This is a genomic window from Cellulosimicrobium sp. G4 BAM 1002 (genome assembly GCF_057126935.1).
In genome coordinates, this window is sequence record NZ_CP182109.1 from 2,203,261 (window position 1) to 2,229,441 (window position 26,181).

At 74.0% G+C, this 26,181-nt stretch carries 22 protein-coding genes and 7 tRNA genes; 8 read left to right on the plus strand and 21 right to left on the minus strand.

Translation table 11 applies throughout. From position 1 onward, the window contains the following. Positions 1-26: 26 nt before the first annotated feature. Both ACMXGY_RS09875 and ACMXGY_RS09880 read right to left on the minus strand, forming a co-directional pair. Positions 27-1,259, minus strand: a complete 1,233-nt coding sequence (locus ACMXGY_RS09875; RefSeq protein ID WP_483776655.1) for a carboxylate--amine ligase — start codon at positions 1,257-1,259, stop codon at positions 27-29. Positions 1,260-1,357: 98 nt separating this feature from the next. Then, positions 1,358-1,987 (minus strand): HAD family hydrolase, encoded by a 630-nt coding sequence (locus tag ACMXGY_RS09880; protein WP_483776656.1) that lies wholly within the window; start codon positions 1,985-1,987, stop codon positions 1,358-1,360. Between the two features lie 85 nt (positions 1,988-2,072). On the opposite strand from ACMXGY_RS09880, the gene cuyB reads away from it, so the two are divergent. Further along, a complete protein-coding gene (gene cuyB / locus ACMXGY_RS09885; protein WP_483776657.1) occupies positions 2,073-2,813 on the plus strand; it encodes a cysteate racemase in 741 nt (246 codons plus the stop codon). 57 nt (positions 2,814-2,870) lie between these two features. Here cuyB and ACMXGY_RS09890 read toward each other — a convergent pair whose 3' ends face one another. Further along, positions 2,871-3,356: a hypothetical protein gene (locus tag ACMXGY_RS09890; protein WP_483776658.1), complete on the minus strand. Its 486-nt coding sequence runs from the start codon at positions 3,354-3,356 to the stop codon at positions 2,871-2,873. A gap of 5 nt (positions 3,357-3,361) precedes the next feature. Continuing rightward, positions 3,362-4,255, minus strand: coding sequence for a dihydrofolate reductase family protein (locus tag ACMXGY_RS09895; protein ID WP_483776659.1), 894 nt, complete (start codon positions 4,253-4,255; stop codon positions 3,362-3,364). Positions 4,256-4,292: 37 nt separating this feature from the next. On the opposite strand from ACMXGY_RS09895, the gene zapE reads away from it, so the two are divergent. Continuing rightward, on the plus strand, positions 4,293-5,408 hold the full coding sequence (gene zapE, locus ACMXGY_RS09900) for a cell division protein ZapE (RefSeq protein ID WP_483776660.1): 1,116 nt from the start codon (positions 4,293-4,295) through the stop codon (positions 5,406-5,408). Positions 5,409-5,415: 7 nt separating this feature from the next. Here zapE and ACMXGY_RS09905 read toward each other — a convergent pair whose 3' ends face one another. Genes ACMXGY_RS09905 through glgX form a run of 5 tightly spaced genes read right to left on the minus strand, consistent with a single transcriptional unit; the run spans position 5,416 to position 13,622 of the window. Beyond that, positions 5,416-5,961, minus strand: coding sequence for a GNAT family N-acetyltransferase (locus ACMXGY_RS09905; protein ID WP_483776661.1), 546 nt, complete (start codon positions 5,959-5,961; stop codon positions 5,416-5,418). Further along, positions 5,958-6,887 (minus strand): PPK2 family polyphosphate kinase, encoded by a 930-nt coding sequence (locus tag ACMXGY_RS09910; protein WP_483776662.1) that lies wholly within the window; start codon positions 6,885-6,887, stop codon positions 5,958-5,960. The genes ACMXGY_RS09905 and ACMXGY_RS09910 overlap by 4 nt, the downstream gene beginning before the upstream one ends. 14 nt (positions 6,888-6,901) lie before the next feature. Beyond that, positions 6,902-8,740, minus strand: a complete 1,839-nt coding sequence (gene treZ, locus ACMXGY_RS09915; RefSeq protein ID WP_483776837.1) for a malto-oligosyltrehalose trehalohydrolase — start codon at positions 8,738-8,740, stop codon at positions 6,902-6,904. Between the two features lie 29 nt (positions 8,741-8,769). Beyond that, positions 8,770-11,406 carry a malto-oligosyltrehalose synthase gene (gene treY, locus ACMXGY_RS09920; RefSeq protein WP_483776663.1) on the minus strand — a complete coding sequence of 879 codons (2,637 nt, stop codon included), beginning with the start codon at positions 11,404-11,406 and terminating at the stop codon, positions 8,770-8,772. Then, positions 11,403-13,622 (minus strand): glycogen debranching protein GlgX, encoded by a 2,220-nt coding sequence (glgX, locus tag ACMXGY_RS09925; RefSeq protein WP_483776664.1) that lies wholly within the window; start codon positions 13,620-13,622, stop codon positions 11,403-11,405. The genes treY and glgX overlap by 4 nt, the downstream gene beginning before the upstream one ends. 203 nt (positions 13,623-13,825) lie before the next feature. On the opposite strand from glgX, the gene ACMXGY_RS09930 reads away from it, so the two are divergent. Continuing rightward, a complete protein-coding gene (locus tag ACMXGY_RS09930; RefSeq protein WP_483776665.1) occupies positions 13,826-14,038 on the plus strand; it encodes a hypothetical protein in 213 nt (70 codons plus the stop codon). 3 nt (positions 14,039-14,041) lie between these two features. Here ACMXGY_RS09930 and ACMXGY_RS09935 read toward each other — a convergent pair whose 3' ends face one another. The 9 genes from ACMXGY_RS09935 to ACMXGY_RS09975 form a co-directional block, all read right to left on the minus strand. After that, complete coding sequence (locus ACMXGY_RS09935; protein ID WP_483776666.1) at positions 14,042-14,353, minus strand: hypothetical protein; 312 nt, start codon at positions 14,351-14,353, stop codon at positions 14,042-14,044. Between the two features lie 29 nt (positions 14,354-14,382). Further along, a complete protein-coding gene (locus ACMXGY_RS09940) occupies positions 14,383-14,739 on the minus strand; it encodes a DUF2277 domain-containing protein (protein WP_483776667.1) in 357 nt (118 codons plus the stop codon). 55 nt (positions 14,740-14,794) lie between these two features. After that, positions 14,795-15,685, minus strand: coding sequence for a hypothetical protein (locus ACMXGY_RS09945; RefSeq protein WP_483776668.1), 891 nt, complete (start codon positions 15,683-15,685; stop codon positions 14,795-14,797). Between the two features lie 62 nt (positions 15,686-15,747). Then, positions 15,748-15,822, minus strand: a tRNA-Val gene (locus ACMXGY_RS09950). A gap of 28 nt (positions 15,823-15,850) precedes the next feature. Then, positions 15,851-15,921: transfer RNA gene (locus ACMXGY_RS09955), tRNA-Cys, on the minus strand. A gap of 50 nt (positions 15,922-15,971) precedes the next feature. Further along, positions 15,972-16,043, minus strand: a tRNA-Gly gene (locus ACMXGY_RS09960). A 159-nt stretch (positions 16,044-16,202) separates the two neighbouring features. Then, positions 16,203-16,274, minus strand: a tRNA-Val gene (locus ACMXGY_RS09965). Positions 16,275-16,295: 21 nt separating this feature from the next. After that, positions 16,296-16,366: transfer RNA gene (locus ACMXGY_RS09970), tRNA-Cys, on the minus strand. 47 nt (positions 16,367-16,413) lie between these two features. Further along, positions 16,414-16,485, minus strand: a tRNA-Gly gene (locus tag ACMXGY_RS09975). A gap of 153 nt (positions 16,486-16,638) precedes the next feature. Here ACMXGY_RS09975 and ACMXGY_RS09980 point away from each other — a divergent pair. From ACMXGY_RS09980 to ACMXGY_RS09995, 4 genes are all read left to right on the plus strand, one after another. Next, complete coding sequence (locus tag ACMXGY_RS09980) at positions 16,639-17,781, plus strand: chorismate-binding protein (protein ID WP_483776669.1); 1,143 nt, start codon at positions 16,639-16,641, stop codon at positions 17,779-17,781. After that, complete coding sequence (locus ACMXGY_RS09985) at positions 17,778-18,698, plus strand: aminotransferase class IV (protein ID WP_483776670.1); 921 nt, start codon at positions 17,778-17,780, stop codon at positions 18,696-18,698. Before ACMXGY_RS09980 ends, ACMXGY_RS09985 begins: the two co-directional genes overlap by 4 nt. A gap of 66 nt (positions 18,699-18,764) precedes the next feature. Continuing rightward, positions 18,765-18,836: transfer RNA gene (locus ACMXGY_RS09990), tRNA-Val, on the plus strand. Positions 18,837-19,211: 375 nt separating this feature from the next. After that, on the plus strand, positions 19,212-21,767 hold the full coding sequence (locus tag ACMXGY_RS09995) for an excinuclease ABC subunit UvrA (RefSeq protein ID WP_483776671.1): 2,556 nt from the start codon (positions 19,212-19,214) through the stop codon (positions 21,765-21,767). A 14-nt stretch (positions 21,768-21,781) separates the two neighbouring features. Here the strand turns inward: ACMXGY_RS09995 and ACMXGY_RS10000 are convergent, their stop codons facing one another. The 3 genes from ACMXGY_RS10000 to ACMXGY_RS10010 all read right to left on the minus strand — a co-directional run bounded on the left by ACMXGY_RS10000 (position 21,782) and on the right by ACMXGY_RS10010 (position 25,379). After that, positions 21,782-23,263 (minus strand): MFS transporter, encoded by a 1,482-nt coding sequence (locus ACMXGY_RS10000; protein ID WP_483776672.1) that lies wholly within the window; start codon positions 23,261-23,263, stop codon positions 21,782-21,784. A gap of 225 nt (positions 23,264-23,488) precedes the next feature. Further along, a complete protein-coding gene (locus tag ACMXGY_RS10005) occupies positions 23,489-24,196 on the minus strand; it encodes a phosphonatase-like hydrolase (protein WP_483776673.1) in 708 nt (235 codons plus the stop codon). Positions 24,197-24,254: 58 nt separating this feature from the next. Next, positions 24,255-25,379: a TIGR03364 family FAD-dependent oxidoreductase gene (locus ACMXGY_RS10010; protein ID WP_483776674.1), complete on the minus strand. Its 1,125-nt coding sequence runs from the start codon at positions 25,377-25,379 to the stop codon at positions 24,255-24,257. Between the two features lie 65 nt (positions 25,380-25,444). On the opposite strand from ACMXGY_RS10010, the gene ACMXGY_RS10015 reads away from it, so the two are divergent. After that, entirely contained in the window at positions 25,445-26,152 is a 708-nt protein-coding gene (locus tag ACMXGY_RS10015) for a GntR family transcriptional regulator (RefSeq protein WP_483776675.1), read from the plus strand. Positions 26,153-26,181 lie beyond the last annotated feature (29 nt).

Genomic DNA, 26,181 nt, shown 5'->3' on the forward strand with positions numbered 1-26,181 from the left:
TCCTCACGCGCCCGAGCCCGGCGGCGTCAGGCCGCCGGGCGTGAGCGCGCGAACTTCACGTAGTCGAGCGTGTGGCGCAGGTCGACGCGCCACACGTCGACCCGGCGTCGCAGGCTCCTGTCCGGCGCGTAGCGCAGCGTGTGCCACACCCCGTGCTTGCGCGCCTTCTTGACACGGTGGCGCAGCGAGACCGGGACGAGCGCCCGGACGACCGGGTAGGGCACGTTGACCCACAGCCGTGCGTCGGACGTGACCTGTTCGAGAAGCTCGCGCCCGTGGACCAGGTCCTCGACGTAGCAGCGCGCGAGGTTGCCGCCCGCGGCCATCGTGTAGAAGCTCGCCGCGCCCTGGCGCAGGTTGACCTCGAGGATCTTGCTCGTGCCGGTGCGGCGGTCGTACATGACGTCGAGGTTCGCCGCGCCGACGTAGCCCAGGCTGTCGAGCAGGTGCCGGACCGACTCCGTGAGCTTGTCGTCCTTCATCGTCACGACGGCGTTGTAGTTCCCGACGAGCTTCGGGTCGTACTCGCCGAGCACGATCTGGGCGGCCGACAGGAACCGCAGGCGACCGTGCCGGTCGGAGTACGTGTTGACCACGCGCATGACCGACTCGTCGCCCGCGAGGTACTCCTGGACGATGAGGTCGTCGGCGTAGCCGGCCGCGTAGACGCGGCGCGCGACGTCGCGCAGCTCGGCGGCGTCGGAGACGAGGTATACCTTCTTCTTCCCCTCGAACCGCAGGCGCGGGTAGGTGTCCGTGTCGGACGGCTTGAGGATCAGGGGGTAGGGGAAGGGCAGGTCCTCGCCGAAGCCGGGCGCGTCGACGTCCGCCGCCGTCGCGATCACGGTCTCCGGGTGCGGAACCCCGAGCTCGGCGCACGTGCGGTAGAAGTCGGTCTTGTTCATGAGGCGCGCGGCCAGCTCCTGGCCGACGAGCGGGATGACGTAGAGGTCCTCGAGCTCGGCCCGGTGCGCGATCACGACGTTCGTGTAGAACTCGATGTTCGCGATGAGCAGGCGCTTGCGGCCCGGGAACTCGGCGGCCAGCTCGCGCAGGACCGCGACGATGCGCTCGGGGTCGTCGAAGTCGCGGTAGGTGCGCACGTCGACGATGCGGGAGTCCGCCGTCTCCCGCAGGGGGAAGCGGCCGAGCGCCAGGGTGCGGATGCCGTACGCCTCGTGCAACGACCTCGCGATGTTGTAGGTGTTGAGGTTGGTCCCCAGGACGATGGGGAGGAACTCGGCGTTGCCGTACGTCATCGCGGGGGGTCGTCCGTTCTTCTGGTTCCGTGCGTGTCGGGCACTCGTCGGGTGCACCAGGCCGTCCGCCATCCTACGAGGACGCTGCCCGGCCGGGCTCAGACAGCGCGCAGTCCTGCGGCGTCGACTCCGTGCTCGCCGAGGAGCCGGACGAGCTCGTCGTGGCCGCGCGAGACGTCCCAGTGCACGCCCACCATGCCCGCGGCGCGCGCGCCGTCGACGTTGCGCTCCGTGTCGTCGACGAACAGCACGGACGACGGGTCCGCGCCCATCCCGCGCGCCGCCTCGGCGAAGAACCGCGGGTCGGGCTTCGCGAGCCCGAGCTCGCACGAGTACCAGCTCGAGTCGAACTCGTCGTCGTAGCCCAGCGTGGAGCGCATGAACTCTACGCGCCGGCGCTCCTGGTTGGTGCCCAGGTGCACGCCGTAGCCGCGCGACCGGAGCGCGCGGACGAGCGCGAACGACTCCTCGACGACCACGAGCGCGTCGCACCACACGGCGCGGTACACGACCTCGGCGGGCTCGGCGACGCCGTAGCGCCGGAGCCCGGCGGCGAGGACCGGCAGGAAGTCGCCGTCCCCGACGAGCATCGGCAGCTCCTCGCTCCAGGTCTCGCGGACGAAGTCGCGGGTCCGGTCGCCGAGGTAGGTCTCGACGGCCGCCCACCAGCCGGCGGGCACGTGCTGGAGCACGCCGTCGGCGTCGAACAGGACGTGGCGGACGCTCATGGCCGCCACCCTAGCGACCGGCCGGACCATCGTCCCGGTCCCGGCCGCGCCGTGTTCGTCGGTTCGCGCGCCGTAGGATCCACGGGTGACGTCGCGACCGGACCAGGACAGCACGCAGCCCCTCGTCGGAGTGCTCGGAGGTGTCGGACCGCTCGCCACGGCGTACTTCCTGCAGCTCCTCGTGGCGCTCACCGAGGCGGAGCGCGACCAGGACCACGTGGACGCCGTCGTGCTCAACCACGCGACGATCCCGGACCGGACGGACTTCATCCTCGGCCGGTCGGACGCCGACCCCGGGCCGGTGCTCGCGCGCGACGCGCAGCGCCTGGAGGCGTTCGGCGCGGACTTCCTCGTCATGCCGTGCAACACGGCGCACTACTTCACGCAGCAGGTGCTCGACGCGATCACCGTCCCGTTCGTGTCGATCATCACCACGACGGTCGACGCGGCGCGTGAGCGGGTCCCCGGCCTAGGGGCCGTCGGCCTGCTCGCGACGGCCGGGACGGCCGCGTCGGGCGTGTACCAGGACGCGTTCGCGCAGCACGGCGTCCAGACCCTCGTGCCGGACGAGGCGGACCAGGCGCTCGTCTCGCGCATCATCTACGAGCAGGTCAAGGCGGGCCGACCCGTGGACCTCGACACGTTCCGCGCGGTCGCCGGACGCCTCGTCGACCGGGGGGCCCAGGTGATCGTGCTCGGGTGCACCGAGCTCTCGGTCGTCGCCGTCGACCACGACCTGCTCGCCGACCCGCTCTACCTCGACTCCACCGACCAGCTCGCGCGCGCGACCATTCGACGCGCCGGGCACCGCGTCCGCGAGGTGTGACCACCTCGACCTCCGCGGACCCGGTCATCCCACGGGCGCGGGGCGCCGCGGGCTGGGTCAGCCGAGCTCGCTGGTCCCGGAGTAGAGGTGCAGCACGGGGACGTGGAGCTCCTCGCGGGCGCGCGACGCCCAGTCGGTGTGGAACGTGTCCTCGACCGCGTGCGGGTAGGTGACGACGACGATCTCCCGCACGTCCCCGGCGGCGACGGCCTTGCGCAGGGCGGGCAGCGGGTCGTCGTCGGTGACGGACCCGTCGGCCTCGCGGCCGGCGTCCTGCAGCTCGGCGAGGCTGCGCTCGAGCTGCTCGGCCGCCGTCGCCTTCGCCTGGACCGGCGACGGCTCGCGCCCCAGGACCTCGTCCCAGGCCTCCTTGAGCTCGCCCACGCTGAGGTGGTCGACGATCGCGGAGACCAGGTTGCGCTCGGTGTCGGCCGGCACGAGCACGCGGTAGGCCAGCGTCTCGTCCGCGTGCAGCGACAGGATGTGCTGGACGTCGGCCGGGTTCAGCGTGTCTTCGGTCAGGACGAGGATCGTGTCGGTCACGCCGGTCAGCCTATCGGCAGCAGCCAGCGCGCGGCGGTCGTACCGGCGGGTGATCCCGGCCGGTCGACGGGGCTGTGCAGCAGGTGGGCGAGCCGTGGCGGCCGGGCGGCGGCGCCCGAAGGGTCGGCGGGGACACCCGACGGCGCCGCGCCCGCCACGATCCGGCCCGGGCCGCGGCCGACGACGACCGGCGTCGTCGTGACGCACAGCTCGTCGACGAGGTCGGCGGCGAGGAGGTCCCCGAGAAGCGTGGGGCCGCCCTCGGTCAGGACGCGCGTCAGGCCGCGCTCGGCCAGGGCCGCGAGCCCGGCTGCGAGGTCCACCTCACGAGGCTCGGCGCTCGCCACCTCGACGTCGTGCCCGACGACGAGCACGCGGTCCGCCGGCACGTCGCCCCGCGCGGGGTCCGCACCCTGCGGACCCGTGAGCACGTAAGGCGGCCGCTCGGCCCGGGCGAGCACCTCGGGGACCCGGCCCGTGCGCGTCACGACGGCGAGCTCGAGCGGCGCGGGACGCAGGTGCCCGAGCCCGCGGGGGCGGTCCAGCGCGGTGTACCCCTCGGCACGCGCCGTGCCGGCACCCACGAGAACGACGTCGGCGAGCGCGCGCAGCACGCGGAAGACCCGCCAGTCGGCGTCGTCGTTGATCGAGCCGGACCGGTGGTCCGGGCCCCAGGCCGCGCCGTCGACGCTCGCGACCATGTTCGCGCGCACGACCGACGCGCCACGTGACGGCGGTCCGTAGGCGTAGAGCGCGGCGAGACGCTCCTCCGTCGGGTCGGGCGGCACGTGCTCGGCGACCGGCAGCAGGAGGTCGAGAGCTGGCAGGTCCGCGCGCCCGCCGGCAGTCGCCGCGGCGGCGTCGGACGGGAGAGCGGAGGGGGTCGTGGCAGAGGTCACAGCAACCAGGCTAGTCACCGGCGTAGGCTGGATCCTCGTGACTGCAGCACCAGCGACCGACGGCAACCCGTCCGTCGGCACGACCGCCGACCGCGTCGGCCAGCCCTCGAGCACCGCCCGGAGCACCGTCCGCGCGCTGTCCGACGTCCGGCCCGCCGTGGCGCCCGCGCGGCTCCTCGCCGACCTGCTGCCTCCCCGCCACTTCGCCGACGCGCGCTTCTCGACGTACCGCGCGAACCCCGCCTACCCGAGCCAGGCGCGTACGGTCGCGCGCCTCGAGGAGGTCGCGACCGCCGTCGTGAAGCCCGCGCGCAAGGGGCTGTTCGGCACCCGGAAGCAGCCGGCGCCCGCGGTGTACATGGACGGCGGGTTCGGCGTCGGCAAGACGCACCTGCTGACGTCGCTCGCGCACGCCGTCGGCCTCGAGGTCAGCGCCTACGGGACGTTCGTCGAGTACACGAACCTCGTCGGTGCGCTCGGGTTCCAGGCGACCGTCGACGCTCTCGCGACCAAGAAGCTCGTGTGCATCGACGAGTTCGAGCTCGACGACCCGGGCGACACCGTCCTCATGTCCCGGCTGCTGCGCGAGCTCGCCGACCGCGGCGTGGCGCTCGCGGCGACGTCGAACACGCTGCCCGAGGCGCTCGGCGAGGGCCGCTTCGCGGCCGAGGACTTCCTGCGGGAGATCCAGGCGCTCGCCGCACGCTTCGAGGTGCTGCGCGTCGACGGCGAGGACTACCGCCACCGCGCCGTCGTCACGGACTCGAAGCCACTGCCCGAGGACGCCGTGCGCCGTGTCGCCGCGGCGAGCGCGGGGTCGACGCTCGACGCCTTCGACGACCTGCTCGCGCACCTCGCGCAGGTGCACCCGAGCCGGTACCGCGCCCTCCTGGACGGTGTCGAGGTCGTCGCGCTCACGGACGTGCACCCTGTCACGGAGCAGTCGGCCGCACTGCGGCTCGTCGTGCTCGTCGACCGGCTCTACGACCGCGACGTCCCGGTGCTGCTCTCGGGGACGGGGGAGTACCTCGGCGAGCGGAGCCTGTTCACCGAGGAGATGCTGCGCGGCGGGTACCGCAAGAAGTACTTCCGCGCGCTCTCGCGCCTCGGGGCGCTCGCGGAGGACGGCCGCCGGCTCGTGCGCGCCGCCTGACCGCCCGTCACCCGACCGGCCGGTCGAGCCGGTACACCACGTGCTCTCTCGAGTCGACCGGGTTGTCCGGCTCGAGGTCCGCCGTGCCGACGCGCGCGAAACCCGCCTTCTCGAGGGCGCGCCAGGACGCGACGTTCGCCGTCGAGACCGGCACGACGACCGTCGTGGCGCCGGGGTGGCGTGACCAGGTGTCGCGCGTCGCCGCCGCGATGACCCGCGCGCCGAGCCCGTGCCCCGTGCGGCCCGGGTCACCGATGAGGTAGTCGAGGGTCACCGCGCCGTCCGGGACCTCGACGCCCGCTCCCACGAGCTCGTCCCGGTATTCCCGGTAGTCGCGCATGAACGAGCGCTGCAGCAGCCCGACGGGTGCGCCGTCGACGAGGACGACCAGGTCCTCGCCGGGCTCGTCGCCGCGCACCGAGCGACCGAAGTCGCGCTCGACGGCCTCCGGCGTCGTCTCGTGGTGCCACCAGCGTGCGACGTGCGGCTGCGCGAGCCACCCCGCGAGCATCGCGAGGTCGCGCTGCTCCAGGGGTCGGAACGCGATGGTCACGTCGCGGCGAGGCGCTTCTTCTCGACCTTGACGTCGAAGTCCGCCGCCGGCCAGCCGAGGTCGAGGCGGCGCAGCGCGTCGAGCAGCAGCTCGCTCACCGCGAGGCGGGCGAACCACTTGCGGTCGGCGGGGACGACGTGCCACGGGGCGGTCTCGGTGCTCGTCCGCTCGAGCACGGACTGGTAGGCCTCCTGGTACGCGGGCCACCTCTTCCGGGAGTCGACGTCGTTCGGGTTGTACTTCCAGAACTTGTCCGGGCGCTCGAGTCGCTCCATGAGGCGGGCGCGCTGCTCCTCGTAGGACACGAACAGCGCGACCTTGACGATCGTCGTGCCCGACGCGAGGACCTTCTCCTCGAACCGGTTGATCTCGTCGTAGCGCCGCTCCCACACCTCGGGCGCCACGAGCTCGTCGACCCGGGCCACGAGCACGTCCTCGTAGTGCGAGCGGTCGAACACGCCGATGTACCCGGGCTCGGGGAGCGCGCGGCGGACCCGCCACAGGTAGTGGTGCTTGCGCTCCTCCGGGGTCGGCACGCCGAACGACCGGTGCGCGACGCCCTGCGGGTCGACGAGTCCGACGACGTGGCGGACGATGCCGCCCTTGCCCGAGGTGTCCATGCCCTGCAGCACGAGGAGCACCGACCGTGACCCCCCGGACCGGCCCTCCGCGAAGAGCCGCTCCTGGAGGTCCGAGAGCTCGTCGGCGTGGTGCGCCACGAGCGCCTGGCCGGCCGCCTTGTCGCCGTCGAAGCCGGGGGTCGAGGCCCGGTCGTACGCCGCGAGGTCGAAGCCGGCGGGTACGCGCAGCGCCTCGCTCGGCGGGACGTCCCACTCGGGGTGGGCTGCCGCCGCCGGAGCCGGGCGCTTCGCCGTCGCCTTGCCGGTGCCCTTGCCGCCGCCCTTGCCGTGCTTCTTCTTCGACATGCCCGTGAGCGTAGTCACACCCACGACAGCACGGCGACCGCACGCGCGGGCAGCTCGACGTCGCGGCCGCGCGCGCGCGTGGCGGGGTCCCACGCCGCGAGGAGGCGCGGGGCGCCTCCCAGGGCGAGGCGGAGCTGCCGAGGCTCTCGCCCGAGGTTCACGGCGACGGCGACGGTGCGACGGTCGACGACGAACGCCGGGCCGTCGTGCGGTGCGGCGGCGACGCGTGCCTCCTCGCCGGACGCGTCGTCGTCGGCGCCGGCGGGGCCGTGCACGCGTACCGCGGACAGGTCGCCCGAGCGGACGTCCGGACGGGCGCGCAGGGCGACCAGGTCCCGGTACCAGGCGAGGAGCCGGGCGTGCTCGCCCCGGTGCCGCTCACCCCAGTCGAGCACGCTCGCGGCCCGCGTCGCAGGGTCCTGGGGATCGGGGACCGCGATCCCGTCCCCCCAGCCGTGCCCGGCGAACTCGGCGGCGCGCCCGGCGCGGACCGCCTCCGCGAGCTCGGGTTCGGCGTGGTCGGTGAAGAACTGCCAGGGCGTCGAGGCTCCCCACTCCTCGCCCATGAAGAGCATCGGCGTGAACGGGGAGACGAGGACGAGCGCCGCGGCCGTCGCGAGGCCGCCGCCGTCGAGGGTCGACGACGTCCGGTCTCCGTGGGCGCGGTTGCCGACCTGGTCGTGGTTCTGCGCGGACACGACGAACGCGTGGCCGTCCGTCCCGGGAGGCAGCCGGTGCCCCCACGGCCGCCCGCGGAACGTCGAGTAGGTGCCGTCGTGCACGAAGACGCCGGTGAGCGCCTTGCGCAGCACGGCCACCGAGCCGAAGTCCACGTAGTAGCCCTGGCGCTCGCCGGTCAGCAGCGCGTGCAGGGCGTGGTGGACGTCGTCGGCCCACTGGGCGCCCATCCCGCGCCCGCCCTGCTCGACGCCCGTGACCGTGGCAGGGTCGTTCTCGTCCGACTCGGCGATCAGGGTGAGCGGGCGGCCGAGCTCCTGCCCGACGCGTTCCACGCGGCGCGAGAGCTCGGCGAGCACGTGCGTCGGCGAGTCGTCGACGAGGGCGTGCACCGCGTCGAGGCGCAGGGCGTCGAGGTGGAACTCGACGAACCAGCGCTCGGCGTTGTCGAGGATCCACTCGCGCACCTCGCGGCTGCTCGACCGGTCCAGGTTCATCGCCGAGCCCCACGGCGTGGTGTGCGCGTCCGTGAAGTAGGGCCCGAACTCGGGCAGGTAGTTCCCGGACGGCCCGAGGTGGTTGTAGACGACGTCGAGCACGACGGCGAGCCCGCGCGCGTGCGCCGCGTCGACGAAGCGCTGCAGCGCCCGCGGACCTCCGTACGGTGCGTGGACGGCGTACGGGTGGACGCCGTCGTAGCCCCAGCCCCACCGCCCGCCGAAGGCGGCGACCGGCATCAGCTCGACCGCGCCGACGCCCAGGCCGACGAGGTGGTCGAGGCGGTCGATCGCGGCGTCGAGCGTGCCCTGCGGGGTGAAGGTGCCGACGTGCAGCTCGTAGACGACCTCGCCGCGCACGTCCTTGCCCGCCCACGCGCCGTCGGTCCAGGCGAACGACGCGTCGAACGTCCGGCTCGGCCCGTGCACGCCGTACGGCTGCCACGGGCTGCGCGGGTCGGGACGGCCGGGGCCCCCGTCCACCGAGTAGCCGTAGTCCGTCTCCCAGGGCAGCTCGTGGTCGTACCCCCACCACCCGGGCACGTGCGCGCCGACGAGGCGCAGCGGGAGGCGGCGGGCGCCGTCGAACGTGCCCGACCCGGGCTCGGGGAGGAGCAGGTCGACGCTGCGGGCGGCAGGCGCCCAGACGATCGGGCGCGGCCCGGGCACCGACAGCATGGGCGTCGCGCGGGGCGGCGGGACGGGGGTCACGGCGCACCCCCCGGTGCGTCGGAGGTCGCGGCGGTACCGGAGGCGGCAGACGCGTCGCGGGGGACCAGGAGCGCGACCGGGCGGTCCGCGAGCAGGTCGTCGAGGCGTACGGTCCCCGGCGCGTGCTCACGCCCGGTGAGCACGTCGTGCCACGGGTGATCGGCAGCGGGGAGCGTCACGACGTGGTCCCGCCAGCCGCCGAGCCGGCGGACCGTCCCGGCGAGCCGCGTCACGACCGTGACGACGCGAGCGGTGCCGACGCCCGCCGGACCGTCGCCCGCCGCGGCGCCGTCGGTCGGACCGCCGTCCGTCGTGCGGGCGAACGCGAGCGCGCACGACGACGACGTCGCGAGCGGGGCGTAGCCCGCGCCCGGTCCGGTGAACGCCGACGGCAGAGCGCGTCGCACGCGCAGCGCGCGCGAGGTGACCAGGAGCTTCTCGTCGGCGAGCGTGCGGGCTGGACCGCCGTCGTCGAGTCGTCCGAGCCGCCGGGCGAGCGCCTCGGAGCCCACGGGTTGCCGGTTGTCGGGGTCGACGAGCGTCGGTGCGTAGGTCTCGCTGCCCTGGTAGACGTCCGCGACGCCGGGCGCGGTGAGCTGCGCGAGCTTGAGCCCGAGGCTCGCCGCCCGCAGCTCGTCGCGGTGGTCCCTCGCCCAGCGCGCGAAGGCCGCGAGCACGCGGTCGTCGGCCAGCGCCCGGCGGGCGAGGTCCTCCACCGCCCGTTCGTACGCCTCGTCGGGGCTCGTCCACGACGTCCCGACCTTCGCCTCGCGCAGCGCCTTGCGGAGGTAGTCGACGAGGCGGTCGGCCGCGATCGCGCCCTCGGCCGAGGCCGCGACGTCTGCGCCGTCCGCCGTGTCCGGGAGCCACGTCCCCGCGACCGTCTGCCACAGGAGGTTCTCGGCGAGGCCGTCGACGAGCGCGCCGCGGTAGGCCGACGTCGCGGCCCGGACCTCGTCGACGAGACGGGCCCAGCCGCGCGTGTCCTCCGAGAGCACGCCCAGCGCCGCGCGGGTGTCCTCGCCACGCTTGGTGTCGTGGGTCGAGCCGGCCGTGAGGCCGTACGGCGTGAGCGCCACGAAGCGCTGGGCGAACGCGTGCCAGTCGTGCGTGCCGAGGCTGAACCGGTCGGGCTCGCCCCCGACCTCGCACAGGCTCACGAGCTCGGTCCACCGGTAGAACGCCGTGTCCTCCACGCCCTTCGCCATCACCGCGCCGCACACCTGCTGGAACCGCACGACGAGCTCGTCGCGCCGCGCCTCACGGCGCCGGCCCGCGCTCCCGACCTCGCGGCCGAGCACGAGGTCCACCACGACGTCGAGCGTCTCGCCGCGCTCCGGGTCGAGCCGGGCCCGCGCGACCGCGGCCGCCTCCTCGACGGCCCGCACGGCCTCGTGGCGCGGCGGCGTGCCCGGAACGACGTAGGCGCGGTAGCGGTCGAACGCCACGAGCAGCTCGCGCAGGCACTGGTGCAGCCCGCGCCAGGTGTGGTCGCGCAGCCGTGGGTCGTCGTGGCAGACGGCGGCCGCGAGGTCGGTCAGGCGGTGCAGCTCGGCGTAGAGCGGGCCGGCGACGACCTCGCGCTTCGCCTTCTCGACGACGCCCTCCAGGCCGCCGGGCACCGCACCCGTCAGGCGGCTCATCACCGCGTCCAGGCCCGCCCGTCCGCCCGGGTCGACGAAGAGCTGCTGGAGCCGCCACGCGACGTCGTACCCGGTGGTCCCGGCCGTCGCCCAGTCGGAGGGCACCTGCTCCTCGCCCGCGAGGATCTTCTCCACCACGACCCAGGCGTCACCCGTGCGGCGCGCGAGGCGCTCGAGGTACTCCGCCGGGTCGGCGAGACCGTCCGGGTGGTCGATCCGCAGCCCGTCGACCGTGCCGTCCGCCACGAGGTCGAGCACGAGCGCGTGGGTCGCGTCGAAGACGCTCTCGTCCTCCACGCGCACCGCGACGAGCGTGCCCACGTCGAAGAACCGGCGGTAGTTGAGCTCCTCGTCGCCCACGCGCCAGAACGCGAGACGGTAGTGCTGGCGCTCCACGAGCTCGACCAGCGGCAGGTCCTCGGTCCCGGCCCGCACGGGGAAGACGTGGTCGAAGTACCGCAGGACGGCGCGCGCGCCAGGTTCGCCGGGGATCTCGACCGCGTCGAGCACGAGCTCGCCCGCCGCGAGCACGTCGCCGAGCCGCGAGCCCAGCACGGGCATGAGCACCGCGCCCTCGCCCGCCGACCAGTCCACGTCGAACCAGTGCGCGAACGGCGAGTCCGGCCCCTCCTCGAGGACCGACCACAGCGCGCGGTTGTGCCACGCGGGCGTGGGGACCGCCATGTGGTTCGGGACGACGTCGAGCACCATGCCGAGCCCCGTGGCGTGGGCGCTCGCGGCGAGGCGCTCGAGTCCGTCCCGCCCGCCCAGCTCGTCGCTGACGCGGGAGTGGTCGACGACGTCGTAGCCGTGGGTCGAGCCCGGCGCCGCCTGCAGGACGGGGGAGAGGTACAGGTGCGTGACCCCGAGGGACGCGAGGTACGGGACCTGGCGCGCTGCGTCGTCGAACGTGAGGTCGGGTCCGAGCTGGAGGCGGTAGGTCGAGACGGGCACGCGCGGGCGGGCGGGCCCGGGGGAGGCAGCCGTCATCGCGTCGACGGCCGGGTCAGCACGATGACGCTGCGACCCGTGACGGGGATCGTGTCCCCGGGGGCCAGCGCGTCGCCGACGTCGACGGTCCCGTCGGTGTCGAGCACGACGTCCCAGCTCTCGCCGTACTCCGCCGGCGGGACGGTGAAGTCCAGCACGTCGTGGTGGGCGTTGAGGAGCAGGAGGAACGAGTCGTCCACGATGGGCTCCCCGCGCCGGTCGCCCTCGGGGATCGCGTCGCCGTTGAGGAACACCATGACCGAGCGCGCGTACGAGTGGTCCCAGTCCTGCTGGTCCATCCGCGACCCCGTGATGTCGAGCCACTCGATGTCGGGCAGCCGTGCGGGGTCCGTCGTCCGGTCGTCCTCGCCCCGTCCGGCGAAGAATCTCCGCCGGTGCAGGACGGGGTGGTCGCGCCGCAGCCACACGACGCGGCGTGCGAAGTCGAGCAGGGCAGCACGCTCGTCGTCGAGGCCCTCGCCGTCGCCCCAGTCCATCCAGGTGATCTCGTTGTCCTGGCAGTACCCGTTGTTGTTGCCGCCCTGGGTGCGGCCGATCTCGTCGCCGTGCGCGAGCATCGGCACGCCCTGGGAGAGCAGGAGCGTCGTGAGGAAGTTGCGGCGCTGGCGCGCACGCAGCGCGCGGACCTCCGGGTCGTCGGTCGGGCCCTCGACGCCGCAGTTCCACGAGCGGTTGTGGTTCTCCCCGTCCCTGTTGTCCTCGCCGTTCGCCTCGTTGTGCTTCTCGTCGTACGACACGAGGTCGTTGAGCGTGAAGCCGTCGTGGGCCGTGACGAAGTTGATGGACGCGATGGGCTTGCGGCCGCTGTGCTCGTACAGGTCGGAGGACCCGGTGAGCCGGCTCGCGAACTCGGGCAGGGTCGAGGCCTCGCCGCGCCAGAAGTCGCGGACCGTGTCGCGGTAGTCGCCGTTCCACTCGGTCCACAGCGGGGGGAACCCGCCCACCTGGTAGCCGCCGTCGCCGAGGTCCCACGGCTCGGCGATGAGCTTGACCTGGGAGATCACCGGGTCCTGCTGGACGATGTCGAAGAACGCCGACAGCCGGTCGACCTCGTGGAACTGGCGCGCGAGCGTGGCCGCCAGGTCGAAGCGGAAGCCGTCGACGTGCATCTCCGTCACCCAGTACCGCAGCGAGTCCATGATGAGCTGCAGCACGTGCGGCGAGCGCATGAGCAGCGAGTTCCCCGTGCCGGTCGTGTCGAAGTAGTGCGCCTCGTCGCCGTCGACGAGGCGGTAGTACGCCTTGTTGTCGATGCCGCGGAAAGACAGCGTCGGGCCCATGTGGTTGCCCTCGGCCGTGTGGTTGTAGACCACGTCGAGGATGACCTCGATGCCCGCCTCGTGCAGCGCCTTGACCATGGTCTTGAACTCCATGACCTGCTGCCCGCGCGTCCCGTACGCCGCGTAGCCGTTGTGCGGCGCGAAGAACCCGATCGTGTTGTAGCCCCAGTAGTTGCTCAGACCGCGCTCGACGAGCGTGGGGTCGTTGACAAACTGGTGCACCGGCATGAGCTCGACGGCCGTCACGCCGAGCGTCACGAGGTGCTCGATCACCGCCGGGTGCGCCATGCCCGCGTACGTGCCCCGCAGCTCCTCCGGGACGTCCGGGTGGCGCATCGTCATGCCCTTGACGTGCGCCTCGTAGATCACGCTGTCGTGGTAGTCCCGGTTCGGCGGGCGGTCGTGACCCCAGTCGAAGAAGGGGTTGACGACGACAGAGACCATCGTGTGCGCGGCGGAGTCGTCGTCGTTGAGCGGGGGAGCCGACGCGGGGGAGTCGTCACCGGGCTCATGGCCGGCGCCGTCGTCGTCGGCGGTCTCCGCGGTCGCGGGACCGTCCGGCTCGGGCTGGTCGAACCGGTAGGAGAAGAGCGACTCGTCGCCGTCGATCTGTCCCTCGATCGCCTTGGCGTACGGGTCGAGCAGGAGCTTCGACGGGTTGCACCGGTGCCCGTTCGCGGGGTCGTACGGGCCGTGGACCCGGTAGCCGTACCGGGTCCCGGGACCCTTCCCCGGCAGGTAGACGTGCCACACGTGCGCGTCGACCTCCTCGAGGTCGACACGCTGCTCGGTGCCGTCGTCCTTGAGCAGGCAGAGCTCGACACGCTCCGCCACTTCCGAGAAGAGGGCGAAGTTGGTGCCCGTCCCGTCATACGTCGCCCCCAGAGGGTAGGGGTGGCCCGGCCAGGTCTGCATGCCCCCGAGGATTTCATGCGTGCGCGCTCGCTGTCGTCGCAGAGCACTCTCGACGTGCCGTCGAGGCACGGGCCGCTCCGACGTCGGATCAAATAGTGTGCCAAGCGCGAACGATCCGTACCGCCGCTCACGAGCTCGCCTACCATCGGCCTCGACGGCGGGGGCGGCGTGCGTGCCGCCTCCCGACCTGGTAGACCCGTGCCATGAGCACCGAAGCGCACCGCAGGGACGACCTCAACGAGTCCGACGTCGCCTCGGCCCGTCTGTCACCGCGCCGCGGCGACGAGGACGAGCACGGCGACGTGCTCACGGGCGGCGACGCGAGCAAAGCGCCGCACTCGCTGTCGGAGACGGAGCGGCGGCCCATCGAGGGCGCGTCGTCCGGCACGTCGTGGGACGACCCGGACGAGCTGTGACGCTCAGTCGACGCGGGGGAGCCGCGCTGCGTCGACGGGGATGAGCCGGGGCATGCCGGCGGGTGCGACCGCGCTCAGGGCGAGATAGCGCGCCTCGGCACGGTGGAGCCTGATGTGCTCGTCGACGGTCCAGTCCGGACCGTTGGTCAGGGCCATGCCGCACGAGCAGTCGATCGAGACGCGACCCGAGGCGTCCTCCCGGACCTGTCCGATGGTCACGTGCGCCGATCGGGCGTCGGCCTTGGCGCGCCGCATTCCGGCGCTCACGGGCTCGGTCGGGGCAGCGTCGTCGAGGGGCCGGAGGTCGAGATCCACGGCTCGAGCCTAGACGGCTCCCGCGGCGCTCAGGCGGGGGTGCGCTCCACGACGGTCTCGTCGTCGTGCGTGTGGGCGAGGCCGAGCGCGTGGGCGCGCTCGTGCTCGCGCTCGGCGGCCTCGCGCGCCGCGATGCGCGCCCGGACCTCCTCGCGCCGCAGGGGAGGGACGGTCGTCGGCGGGTTGCGCCGCTCGGGGAGCTCGTCGAGAAGTCGGGCGACGATCGCCGCGACCTCGTCGACGGCGCGCTCGAACGGCTCCTCGGTCGCGGCGCTCGTGCGCTGGATCCCCGTGACCTTGCGGACGAACTGGCGGGCGGCCGCCTCCACCTCCTCGTCGGTGGCAGGAGGCTCGAGACCGCGGAGGGTGGTGATGTTCCGGCACATGCTGCCGACGCTACGTCGGCGTGAGGAGAGTCACAAGGTCGCCGAGCCTCGACGGTCAGGCGAAGCGGGCCGCGACGGCGAGCGTCGCGCCGACCTCGACGCGGACGTCGGCGAGACGGATGCCGTCGGGCAGCTCTGCCGCGAGGTCGATGCTCTGCCCGTCCGCCTTCGCGACCTCGCCGCGTGCGGCGAGGAGGAGTGCCGCCACGACCGGGTTGCGGCTCGAGAGGCCGACGTCGCGCACGGTGAGCACCATCCGGGAGTCCACCTCGGCGGTCGCGGTCGCCCGCACGCTCGCCGAGAGGATGCCCTTGCGCACCCGGGCGAACCCGCGTACGGACACGCTTCGGGGCCCGTCCGACACGAGGTCGACGTCGAGCGAGACGAGACTGAGCCCGACGCCTTCCAGCTCCGTCGCCACGAGGCGGCGGGCGGTGGCCAGGACCGCGTCGCGGGGCGCCGCGACGCGGACGTGACCGCCCAGCGGCGCGTCGTCGCTCGGCTCCACGGCCTCGACGGCCAGGGAGCCGTCGGTGCCCTCGACCCACCGGAAGCGCAGCCCGTCGACCTCGGCGACGACGTCGACGGGCACGTCCTCGACCGTCAGCGGGTGCGCGTCGACGCGGAGCCGGTGCAGCGTCGCGTCCTCCCGTGAGCGCACGGCGTCGACCGTGTGGCTCCGTTGCCCGGAGGGGTCCCGCTCGACCGCGCCCGCCCCCCGCGAGCCGGCGACGCGGACGCGGACGCCGGTCAGGTCCACCTCGAGCCGCGTCACGTCGGGTCCGTCGAGCGCGGCATCGAGCCGCACGCGCTCGAGGCCGTCGACGTCGGGGCCGAGCGCCTCGACCACGGCCGGACGCAGCCGCGCGAGAAGGTCCGGGGCCGTCGTGGGTCGTGGAGCCGATCCGAGCGGCAGGGTGTCGACGGCGGGTCGCAGGTCGGGCATGGGCCCGAGGGTAGTGGACGGGACGACGAAGGCCGCCCCGGTGCTCCGGGACGGCCTCGTTCTGGTGGGCGATACTGGGATCGAACCAGTGACCTCTTCCGTGTCAGGGAAGCGCGCTACCGCTGCGCCAATCGCCCTCAGGGGAACTGCTGGGGTGCTGCAAGGAGGTGGAGATGGGATTCGAACCCACGTATACGGCTTTGCAGGCCGCTGCCTCGCCTCTCGGCCACTCCACCTTGAGACGCGTCCTCCCGCTCCCGGGAGCCGGGGAGGGAGTGGGCCTCCGAGCGGATGACGGGATTCGAACCCGCGACCCTCACCTTGGCAAGGTGATGCTCTACCACTGAGCCACATCCGCGCGACCGGTTCCGAGCCCCCCGAAGGACGCTCCGGCGTTCCGGCGCGATGCACATACTAGCCGACTTCCCGCGCGAAGCCCGCATCCGGGGTCGCGACGTCGGCGGAGACGACGACGGCCGCCCCTGCTGCTGCAGGGAACGGCCGTCGGTACCTCCGGTGGGCGATACTGGGATCGAACCAGTGACCTCTTCCGTGTCAGGGAAGCGCGCTACCGCTGCGCCAATCGCCCGAGGGTGCTGCTCGTACTACGAGGTGGAGATGGGATTCGAACCCACGTGCACGGCTTTGCAGGCCGCTGCCTCGCCTCTCGGCCACTCCACCGCGACCTGCCCGCCTGCTCCCCGAGGAGAACAGAGGGTGGGCCTCCGAGCGGATGACGGGATTCGAACCCGCGACCCTCACCTTGGCAAGGTGATGCTCTACCACTGAGCCACATCCGCGCGGCCGATGCTCCGACGGGGTTCTTGCGAGCCCCCGGCGTTCCGGCGCGTCCCAGACATTAGTCCACGTTCGCGCCCGACGTCCAACCGGCTCGGCGTCGGCGCGCGGGGCCGTCGCGGACCGCCCCCGTGGCCGGTGGGTAGCGTGGCCCCGTGCCTGCACCCGCGCCCGCACCAGGGACGACGCCGACGGGACCCGGATTCGCGCGCTTCGCCGGCCGGGCCGCGCGCGGCGTCGTCGAGTGCGTCGACCTGCTGCGCGAGCCGGAGCGGCTCGCGCAGGACGGGCCCTGGTTCGTCGTCGCCGACTTCGAGGCACGCGGGCGCGGCGGCCGTGCCCGCGCGTGGCGCTTCGCGGAGCGCGTCGACCCTGCCGAGCCGTCGCTGGCCGAAGGCCCGGAGGGCGGCACCGAGCCCGACGGCGGCGCGCGCCCCTGGCGCGGGCCCGCACCGACGTCCTGGACGAGCTCCATGGACCGCTCGGCGTACGAGGCCGCGGTCGCGCACGTGCGCGAGCAGGTGCGCGAGGGCGAGGTGTACCAGGCGAACGTGTGCCGCGTGCTCTCGGCCCCGCTCGACGGGCCGGGAGGAGGGGAGCCGGACGCCGCGGCGCTCGCCCGGCGGCTCGGCCGGGGCAACCCGGCGCCCTACGCGGGCGTCCTGCACGTGCCGACCGGGGCCGGCGTCGATCCCGTGTGGGTGGTCAGCGCGTCACCCGAGCTGTACCTGAGGGTCGTGGGCGGGACCGTGTCGTCCGGGCCGATCAAGGGCACCGCGACGACCGCCGTCGGGCTCACCGCCAAGGACCGTGCCGAGAACGTCATGATCACGGACCTCGTGCGCAACGACCTGCAGCGCGTGTGCGTGCCCGGCACGGTCGAGGTGACGGACCTCCTCGCGGTGGAGTCCCATCCGGGGCTCGTGCACCTCGTGAGCCGCGTCGCCGGGCGTGTGCTCCCGGAGCTCGTGGGCTCGGCGGGCCTGTGGCCCGCGCTCCTGGACGCGACGTTCCCGCCCGCCTCCGTCTCGGGCGCGCCGAAGTCGTCGGCGCTGCGCGTCATCGGCGAGCTCGAGACCGTGCCACGGGGCCCGTACTGCGGGGCGATCGGGTGGGTCGACGGCGACGAGGCCGAGCTCGCCGTCGGGATCCGCACGTTCTGGTGGTCCGACGGCGTGCTCCGGTTCGGCACGGGCGCCGGCATCACGTGGGGGAGCGACCCGACGCGCGAGTGGGAGGAGACCGAGCTCAAGGCACGGCGCCTCGTCGGCCTCGCCTCCGGCACACTGGAGCCATGAGCACTCCTGCGGCCACGACACCGGCGTCCGGGACCCCGTCCGAGAACCTCGTGATCTGGGCCGACGGCCGCATCGTCGGGCCCGCCGAGCACGCGCTGAGCGCCGTCGACCACGGGATCACGGTCGGGGACGGGGTCTTCGAGACGTGCGCCGTATTCGACGGGCAGGTGTTCGCCCTCACCCGCCACCTGCGCCGGCTCGCCCGTTCCGCGGCGGGCCTCGGTCTCGACGCGCCGGACGAGCAGCGCGTGCGCGACGGCGTCACGGCAGTCCTCGCCGAGGCCGACGCGCGGACGCTTGCCGGGGCGGGTGCGGTCGGGAGGCTGCGTATCACCGTCACCGCCGGCGTCGGACCCCTCGGGTCGGGGCGGACGCCGGGGGCGCAGACCGTCGTCGTCGCTGCCGGGCCCGCGACCATCTCCCCGACCGGGCGCGCGATCCGCTCGCCGTGGACGCGCAACGAGGGCTCGGCCGTCGCGGGTCTCAAGACGACGTCGTACGCCGAGAACGTCGTCGCGCTCGCCGACGCGATCGCGAAGGGTGGCGACGAGGCGCTGCTCGCCAACACCGCGGGCGACCTGTGCGAGGGCACCGGCGCCAACGTCTTCGTCGAGCGCGGGGGAGAGCTCGTCACGCCGCTGCTCGCGTCGGGCTGCCTCGCGGGGATCACGCGCGAGCTGCTCCTCGAGTGGGCGGACGAGGCCGGCCTCCCCGTGCGCGAGGCGCGCCCGGGAGAGCTGCCGTTCGACGTGCTCGACGAGGTGAGCGCCGGTGAGGCCGGGCTCCTGCTCACCGGCTCGGTGCGCAACGTCCAGCCCGTGACCTGGCTGGACGGCGTCGAGGTGGTGGCGGGGACCGTCTCGCTCGCCGCGCGCGAGCTCTTCGAGCGGTGCCGTCGGGAGCGCCTCGACCCGTGAGCGCCGTGGCGCGCCCGGCCGGTTTTTCGATCCGGTCCGGTTCAGGCTAGTATCGACCACGCACTCGGGCGATTGGCGCAGTGGTAGCGCGCTTCGTTCACACCGAAGAGGTCACTGGTTCGAACCCAGTATCGCCCACCCGACGCAGAAGGCCTCCTGAGCAGCGAGATCGCTGCCCAGGGGGCCTTCGTCGCGACCATGACTCGATCACGCCGGGGCGCTCTCTCGACACGCAGCACTGGATCTTCGTCGTCGCCTCGGCTCACCCGGCGGCGAGCTCGCCGTCGCGGCGTGGGCGCGCCCGTGCTTCTCGCAGCGGCGTGGACCCGTTCGAAGCCGCGGTGAACGCCGATCGACATCTGCCCCGGAGCCCGAGAACCGACCTGACACTGCAGGGATCGCCACACGACTTGCTGACCGGCGGCACATCGACGCGTTCTCACCGAGGATGACGGGACGGGCGGTTGCGCTGACTGTCCTACGGCTCGGCGAAAGGGCGAATCGGTGAGCAAGGTGGTGACGCGAACGACGTCGGCGAAGGGCTCCGGTTCGACTGCTCTGCCGGACGCGATCAGGGTGCACGGGGCGCGGGTGCACAACCTCAAGGACGTCGATGTCACGGTGCCGCTGAACAGGCTGGTGGCGATCGCGGGCGTCTCTGGCTCGGGCAAGTCCTCGCTCGCGCTCGGCGTCCTGTACGCCGAGGGCTCGCGGCGCTACCTGGAGGCGCTGTCGACCTACACGCGGCGGCGCCTGACCCAGGCCGCCCATGCGGCCGTGGACAGCGTGGAGCACGTGCCGGCCGCCCTCGCGCTGCGCCAGCGCCCCGGCGTCCCTGGCGTGCGCAGCACGTTCGGCACCTCCACCGAGCTGCTCAACAGCCTGCGGCTGCTCTTCTCGCGCCTCGGGCACCACCAGTGCCCGAACGGGCACCGCCTCGAGCCGACGATGGACGTCGCCCTCGACCTGCCGCTGACCTGCCCGGTGTGCCGGGTGGTGTTCGGGCCGCCGGGAGCGGAGTCGTTCGCCTTCAACAGCGACGGTGCGTGCCCGCGCTGCGCGGGCACCGGCACTGTGCGAGAGGTCGACGAGAGCGCACTCGTCCCCGACCCGTCGCGCAGCATCGACGACGGCGCGGTCGTACCGTGGCAGATGTTCGGGCTCGCCGCCGTGCCCAAGGTGGCCGCCGAGCTCGGGGTGCGCACCGACGTCCCGTTCGCGGACCTGACGGCGCAGGAGCGCGCGATCGTCTTCGACGGGGAGCCGGTCAAGCGCGTCATCCTGTACCCGGCCAAGAACGGCAAGCTCTTCGAGCTGAACGCGAGCTACCGCAACGCCCGCCAGGCCGTCGAGGAGGCGCTGCGGAAGACCAGCACGACGAAGGGCCTCGACCGGGTCGACCGGTTCCTGACCGTGCAGACCTGCCCGGACTGCCACGGCACCCGGCTGAGCGAGCAGGCCCGCTCGAGCCTGGTCGACGGCATCGACCTCGCCGAGGCCACCGCGAAGACCCTCGACGACGTCACCGCATGGGTCCGGACGGTCCCCGCCATGGTCCCGACGGCCATGGTCCCCATGGCCGAGAGCATCGTGACCCAGATGGTCGCGACCGCCCAGCGGCTCGTCGAGCTCGGCCTGGGGTACCTGACCCTCGACCGTGCCTCGTCGACCCTGTCCACCGGGGAACGCCAGCGCGTCGCCCTGTCCCGCGCGGTGCGCAACCGCACCACCGGCGTGCTCTACGTCCTGGACGAGCCCTCGATCGGGCTGCACCCCGCCAACGTCGACGGTCTCCTCGACGTCGTCCGCAGTCTGCTCTCGGACGGCAACTCCGTCGTCGTCGTCGACCACGACGTCCAGGTGCTGCGGCAGGCGGACCACCTCATCGAGATCGGCCCCGGCTCGGGGCGCGCGGGCGGCACGATCGTCGTCGACGGCGACCTCGAGACGGTGGAGCGCAGCACGGACTCGCTCATCGCGGGGTTCATCTCCGGCCGGGAGAAGGTCGTCGTCCGCGACCGGTGCGCCGTCGACGACGTGTTCACGGTCGGCCGCCTCCGGCTGCGGACCGCACCGCTGCACACCGTGCACGCCCTCGACCTCGACGTCCCGCGTGGCCGGCTCACCGCCGTCACCGGCGCCTCCGGCTCCGGCAAGACCACCCTGGTCCTGGAGAGCCTGGTCCCCGCGCTGAGGGCGGACGCCGCCGGGCAGCCGCTCCCGCAGCACGTCCGGAGCGTCACCCCGGACGGCGTCACCCGCGTCAACGTCGTGGACGCCTCACCCATCGGTGTCAACGTGCGGTCCACGGTGGCCACCTACAGCGGCGCGCTCGACGACCTGCGGCGCGCGTACGCCGCGACCCCGGCGGCGAAGGAACGCGGGCTCAAGGCGGGCGACTTCTCGTACAACACCGGCAGCCTGCGGTGCCCCACCTGCGACGGCACCGGGCAGATCGAGCTCGACGTCCAGTTCCTGCCCGACGTGGACATCCTCTGCCCCGACTGCGACGGATCGCGCTACGCACCGGAGGCGGACGCGATCCGCCGCGTGCCACGCAGGGGAGCGGGCGACGCCGAGGACGGTGGGCTGACGCTGCCGCAGCTGCTCGCCTGCACCGTCACGGAGGCGCTCGAGCACGCCGGCGACCTCGCGAAGGTCCGGTCCCGGCTGACGACCCTGGTGGACCTGGGACTGGGCTACCTCACCCTCGGCGAGGCGACGCCGGCCCTGTCCGGGGGCGAGGCGCAGCGGCTCAAGCTCGCCACCGAGCTCGACCGCGACCAGCGTGACGCCCTCTTCGTCCTGGACGAGCCCAGCGTCGGCCTGCACCCGCTCGACGTCCGGGTCCTGCTCGAGGTGCTGCAGCGGCTGGTCGACCGCGGAGCCACCGTCGTCTTCATCGAGCACGACCTCGACATGATCGCCAACGCCGACCACGTGATCGACCTCGGCCCCGGCGGCGGCGTGCACGGCGGGCGCATCACTGCCACGGGCACCCCGGAGCAGGTCGCCGCCAGCCCGGGCAGCGTGACCGGCCGGTACCTGCGCGGCACGCTCGGCTCGTGAGCGGCCGTCCGGTGTCAGGCGGGGACCAGGGCCGGTTCGACCGGCCGCTCCGGCGCCGGGGCCGTCGCCGACACGGGCAGCGTCGCCGGTCCGACGTCCGAGTGCGGCGGACGCCCGGTCGTGGCGGCAGGCGTCGCCGGCGCATCGACGGTGACCGGTCGTTCGGTGGTCGGGACGCGCAGTCGGCGGAGCAGCGCGCCTGCGCCGACGACCCCCGCGACGGCGAGCCCGCCGGCCACGAGCGCGCCGCGCGCGCCCAGGAGCTCCATGAGCAGGCCGAGGAGCGGCGGGCCCGCGAGGCCCCACGCGGTGCTCGCGCTGCGCCACACGCCCAGCACGCGGCCGCGCATCTGCGGCGGCGGGTCCGTCTGGAGCACGGTGGTCCCGGCCGTGTCCGAGACCGACTCGACGAGCGCCATCGGGCCGACGACGAGGAGCAGGACGGCCAGGGACGGCGCGAGCCCGGCGACGACCTGGAGCAGCGCGCCCGCGGCGGCGAGGACGGCGACGAGTCGGACCGTCGGGCGCCGCAGCCGCCCGGCCAGGACGGCCCCGAGGATCCCGCCGACGGCGAGCACGGTGGACACCGTGCCGAACTCCTGCGCGCTCCCGGCGAGCGCCCCGGTGACGAGGACGGCGAGCGTGAGGGTGTAGTTGCGGCCGAGGACGGCGCTGACCGCCGTGACGACGAGGAGCGCCACGAGCCGGGGACGGCCGAGGAAGAAGCGCAGCGCGCCGGGGTCGCGCGTCGCCGTCCCGCGGCCCACGACCGGCATGGAGGCATCGGGCTCGACGACCGGCACCGAGTCCGGGTCGAGGGCGGTCGGCTCGTCGACCTCCGCGCGGGGCGCGGACCGTGCGGCGTCGGGATGCAGCACGAGGAAAGGGACGACCGCGGCGACGCCGAGCAGCGACACCCCGTTGGCCACGTACGCGACGGCGGGCCCGGCGAGCGCGACGGCGCCTCCCGCCATCGCGACTCCGACGAGCCGTCCGGCGCTGTGCACGACGGACCCGATCCCGATGGCGGACGGGATGTCCTCGACGGGCACGAGGTCGTTGCCGAGGAGCGCGGTCGCCGGGCCGTCGACGGTCGCGACGAGGCCCGTGACGGCGGAGAGCGCGAGCAGCACAGGAAGGCTGAGGAGGTCCAGCGTGACGAGGCCTGCCGTCGTGAGGGCGACGAGGCCGAGCACCGCCTGGCTGACCGCGGCTGTGAGCTTGCGGGGCCACCGGTCGACGACGGCACCGCCCGCGACGCCGAGGAGCAGGCCGGGGGCGGCCTGGACGGCGAGCGAGAGGCCGGTCACGGCCGCGGAGCCGGTGATCTGCAGGACGAGGAGGTTCTGGACGGTCAGCTGCATCCAGGCGCCGGCGTTGGAGACGAGGTTCGCGCCGGACCACCAGCGCATCGAGCGGTGGCGCAGTGCGCGCCACGGGGAGCGGTCGGGGGTCGTCCGGGCAGGGCGGGACAGGGGCAGGGCAGGGAGAGGCACGGCACGCAATCACGGGTGAGGAGAGAGGCCCGTCCAGGAGCGGAGGGGCGGCTCGCGAGGGCAGACACCCGCGAACGGTTGATCATTCAAACAACCGCTCCCGGCAGCGCTCCACCTCGTGACCCCGATCGTGACCAAGGTCGCAGAGGGCCGCCGTCACGACCGAGGGGCCGCCGCCCCGGCAGGCGGCGGCCCCTCGAACTCCGGGCGTGGTCCGGCGCGCGCTCAGGACGCCGACGCGACGAGCCCTTCCGCACGCTCGGCGCCGTCGGCGAGGCTGCGCAGCAGCGCGGGCAGCCCGGCGACGCTCGCGAGGAGGTGCGTGTGCGGGGCGGCGGCGAGGACCTCGCGCGGCACGCCGCCGCTGAGCACGCCGACGACGGTGCCCGCCCCCGCGTTCGTGCCCGCCTCCAGGTCGAGCACGGTGTCGCCTGCCGTGAGCACGTCCGCGGCGCGTGTCACGCCTGTGCGCTCCATCGCCCGGAAGATCATGTACGGCGCGGGCCGGCCGGCGGGGACGTCATCGGTCGTGACGACGGCGTCGAGCAGACCGTCCTGCCAGCCGAGGCGCTCGAGCAGGAGGTTCGTGACGTCGGCGGAGAACCCGGTCGTCAGGGCGACGCGGGCACCGTGCTCACGCAGCGCGGCGAACGCGTCGAGCACGCCCGGCATCGGGACCGGGGGCGTCTCGTCGTACGCCTCGCGCAGGAGCCGCTCGAAGTCGACGAAGGTGTCCTCGACGGCGGTCGGGTCGCCGCCGAGCGCGAGCAGGGCGCGGATGGCGGTGCGCTTGTCCGCGCCCATCCACTGCGCCACGTCGGTCACGTCGGCGGTGCTGCCGTGCCGGCGCACCGCCTCGTGCAGCGCACGGTAGACGGCGCTGCCCTCCTCGACGGTGGTCCCGGCGATGTCCAGGGCGGCGAGAGCGATCATGGTCGTGTCCTTCCGGTGGTGGTGCAGGTTCGTGGTGGGATCGAAGCGACGGGTGAGGTCAGCCCGTGAGCGCGGCGCGGTCCAGGACGTCGACGGCGAGGCCGAGACCGGTCGTCATGCCGATACCGGTCGTGACGGTCGCGACGTGGACCCCCGGCTCGGGCTCGGCGACGAGGAACTCGCGGTCGGGGGCGGTCGCGTACGCGCCCTGCCAACGCTCGACGACCTGCAGGTCCGTACCGAGCAGGTCGCGCCCGAGGCGCAGGAGCACCTCGTAGCCGGCCTCGTCCTGGAAGACGGGGGCATCGACGTCGCGCACGTGGGTGTCGCCGAGGATCAGGGTGCCGTCGTCCTGGGGTGTCGTCATGAGGTTGAGGTCCCACCGCGCGCCCTCCGGGTCGGTCGCGGCGAGCTCGGCCGCGACGTCCGGCGCGGAGGGGCAGGCCGCGAGCGCCGCGTACCGGACCATCGACCACCCGGTGAGCAGCGGCGTCGCGAGGCGCAGCGGACGGTCCGGGCGGACGCGAAGCATGTGCAGGCGGCACCGGCGCAGGCCGGCGTCGGCGGCGACGTCGGGCAGGAGCCGGTCGAGGTCGTGGTGCGCGGCGACGACGACCGCGTCGGCGCCGAGCAGGCCGCGCGTCGTCTCGACCCGCCCGCTGCGCACGGCGCGGGCCGCGGTCCGCCAGGCGAACGTGACGCCCTGCGCCTCGAGCCAGCCCGCGAGCGCGGGCGCGGCGGCGCGGGGGTCGACCTGGAGGTCGAGCGGCAGGTGCGCGCCGCCGACGACCGGCCCGGGCCGGACTCCGGTCGCCTCCCGCGTCTCGTCCGCGGAGAGCAGCCGGACCTCGCCCGCGCCGCGCTCGGCGGCGAGCTCGGCGAGCAGCTGCAGCTCGGCGGCGGTCCGGGCGACGACGTGGGCTCCCGTCGTCGCGACCCGGAACCCCGCGGCGGCACCGAGGGCGAGCCAGCGCTCCCGGGCCGCGAGTGCGTAGGCGCGGGCGGTCCCGGCCTGGGCCGTGGCGCAGACGTGCCCGAAGTTCTGGACCGACGACCCCACGACCGACGCGGCCTGCTCGACGACGGTCACGCGGTAGCCGCGGCGGTGCGCCTCGGCGGCGGTACCGAGGCCGACGACGCCCGCGCCGACGACGACGACGTGTGGGCGTGAGGAGGTGCTCATGACGTTCCTTCCGTGTCCCGGGCGTCGTTCACCCGGGGGTCATGTGCGGGCTGTACGGTCCGCGGGTGAACAGGTCGACCGAGATCGTGGAGGTGCTCGCCGAGGAGCTGTCGCAGCTCGCGCCCGGGACGAGGGTCGCGTCGGAGGCGGACGTCGGGCGCCGGTTCGGCGTGGGGCGCGCCGCGGCACGCGCGGCGCTCGAGGAACTCGAGCGCCGCATGCTCGTGAGCCGCATCCAGGGCCTCGGCACGTTCACGCGACGCCGCGTCGACTACCTCGTGGCGCCCGGCAAGCCACCCTCGTGGAGCCGCACCCTTCGCGCGGCGGGCGCGACGACGCGTGCCGTCGTGCTCGCGTGCGACGAGGTCCCCCTGCCGCCCGAGGTCGCCGGTCCGCTCGAGGTGGACGTCGGTGAGCCTGGCTTCCGCCTCGTGCGCCGGTCGTTCATCGACGACATGCCCGCGGCATGGGGCGTCGAGTGGCTGACGACGGCGCTCGTGCCGGAGCTGGTGACGGCGCTGCGGCACGAGGAGTCCCTCGACGCGATCCTGCGCGCGACGGCCGGCGTCGTCCCGGAGCGGGCGTGGACGCGCGCCAGCATGGAGTCCGCCCCCGACGACGCGAGCTCCGGCCTCGGGTGCCGGACCGGGGACCCGGCCTGGCTCGTCGTCAGCCTCGCGCGCGCCGAGCAGGACGGGCGGCCGCTGCTCTTCACGGAGCGATGGATCCGCGCCGACGCGGTGCGGGTCGTCGTGGAGCTCGGCACGGCCTGAGCGGCGCGCGGCGCGGGTCGACACGGGCC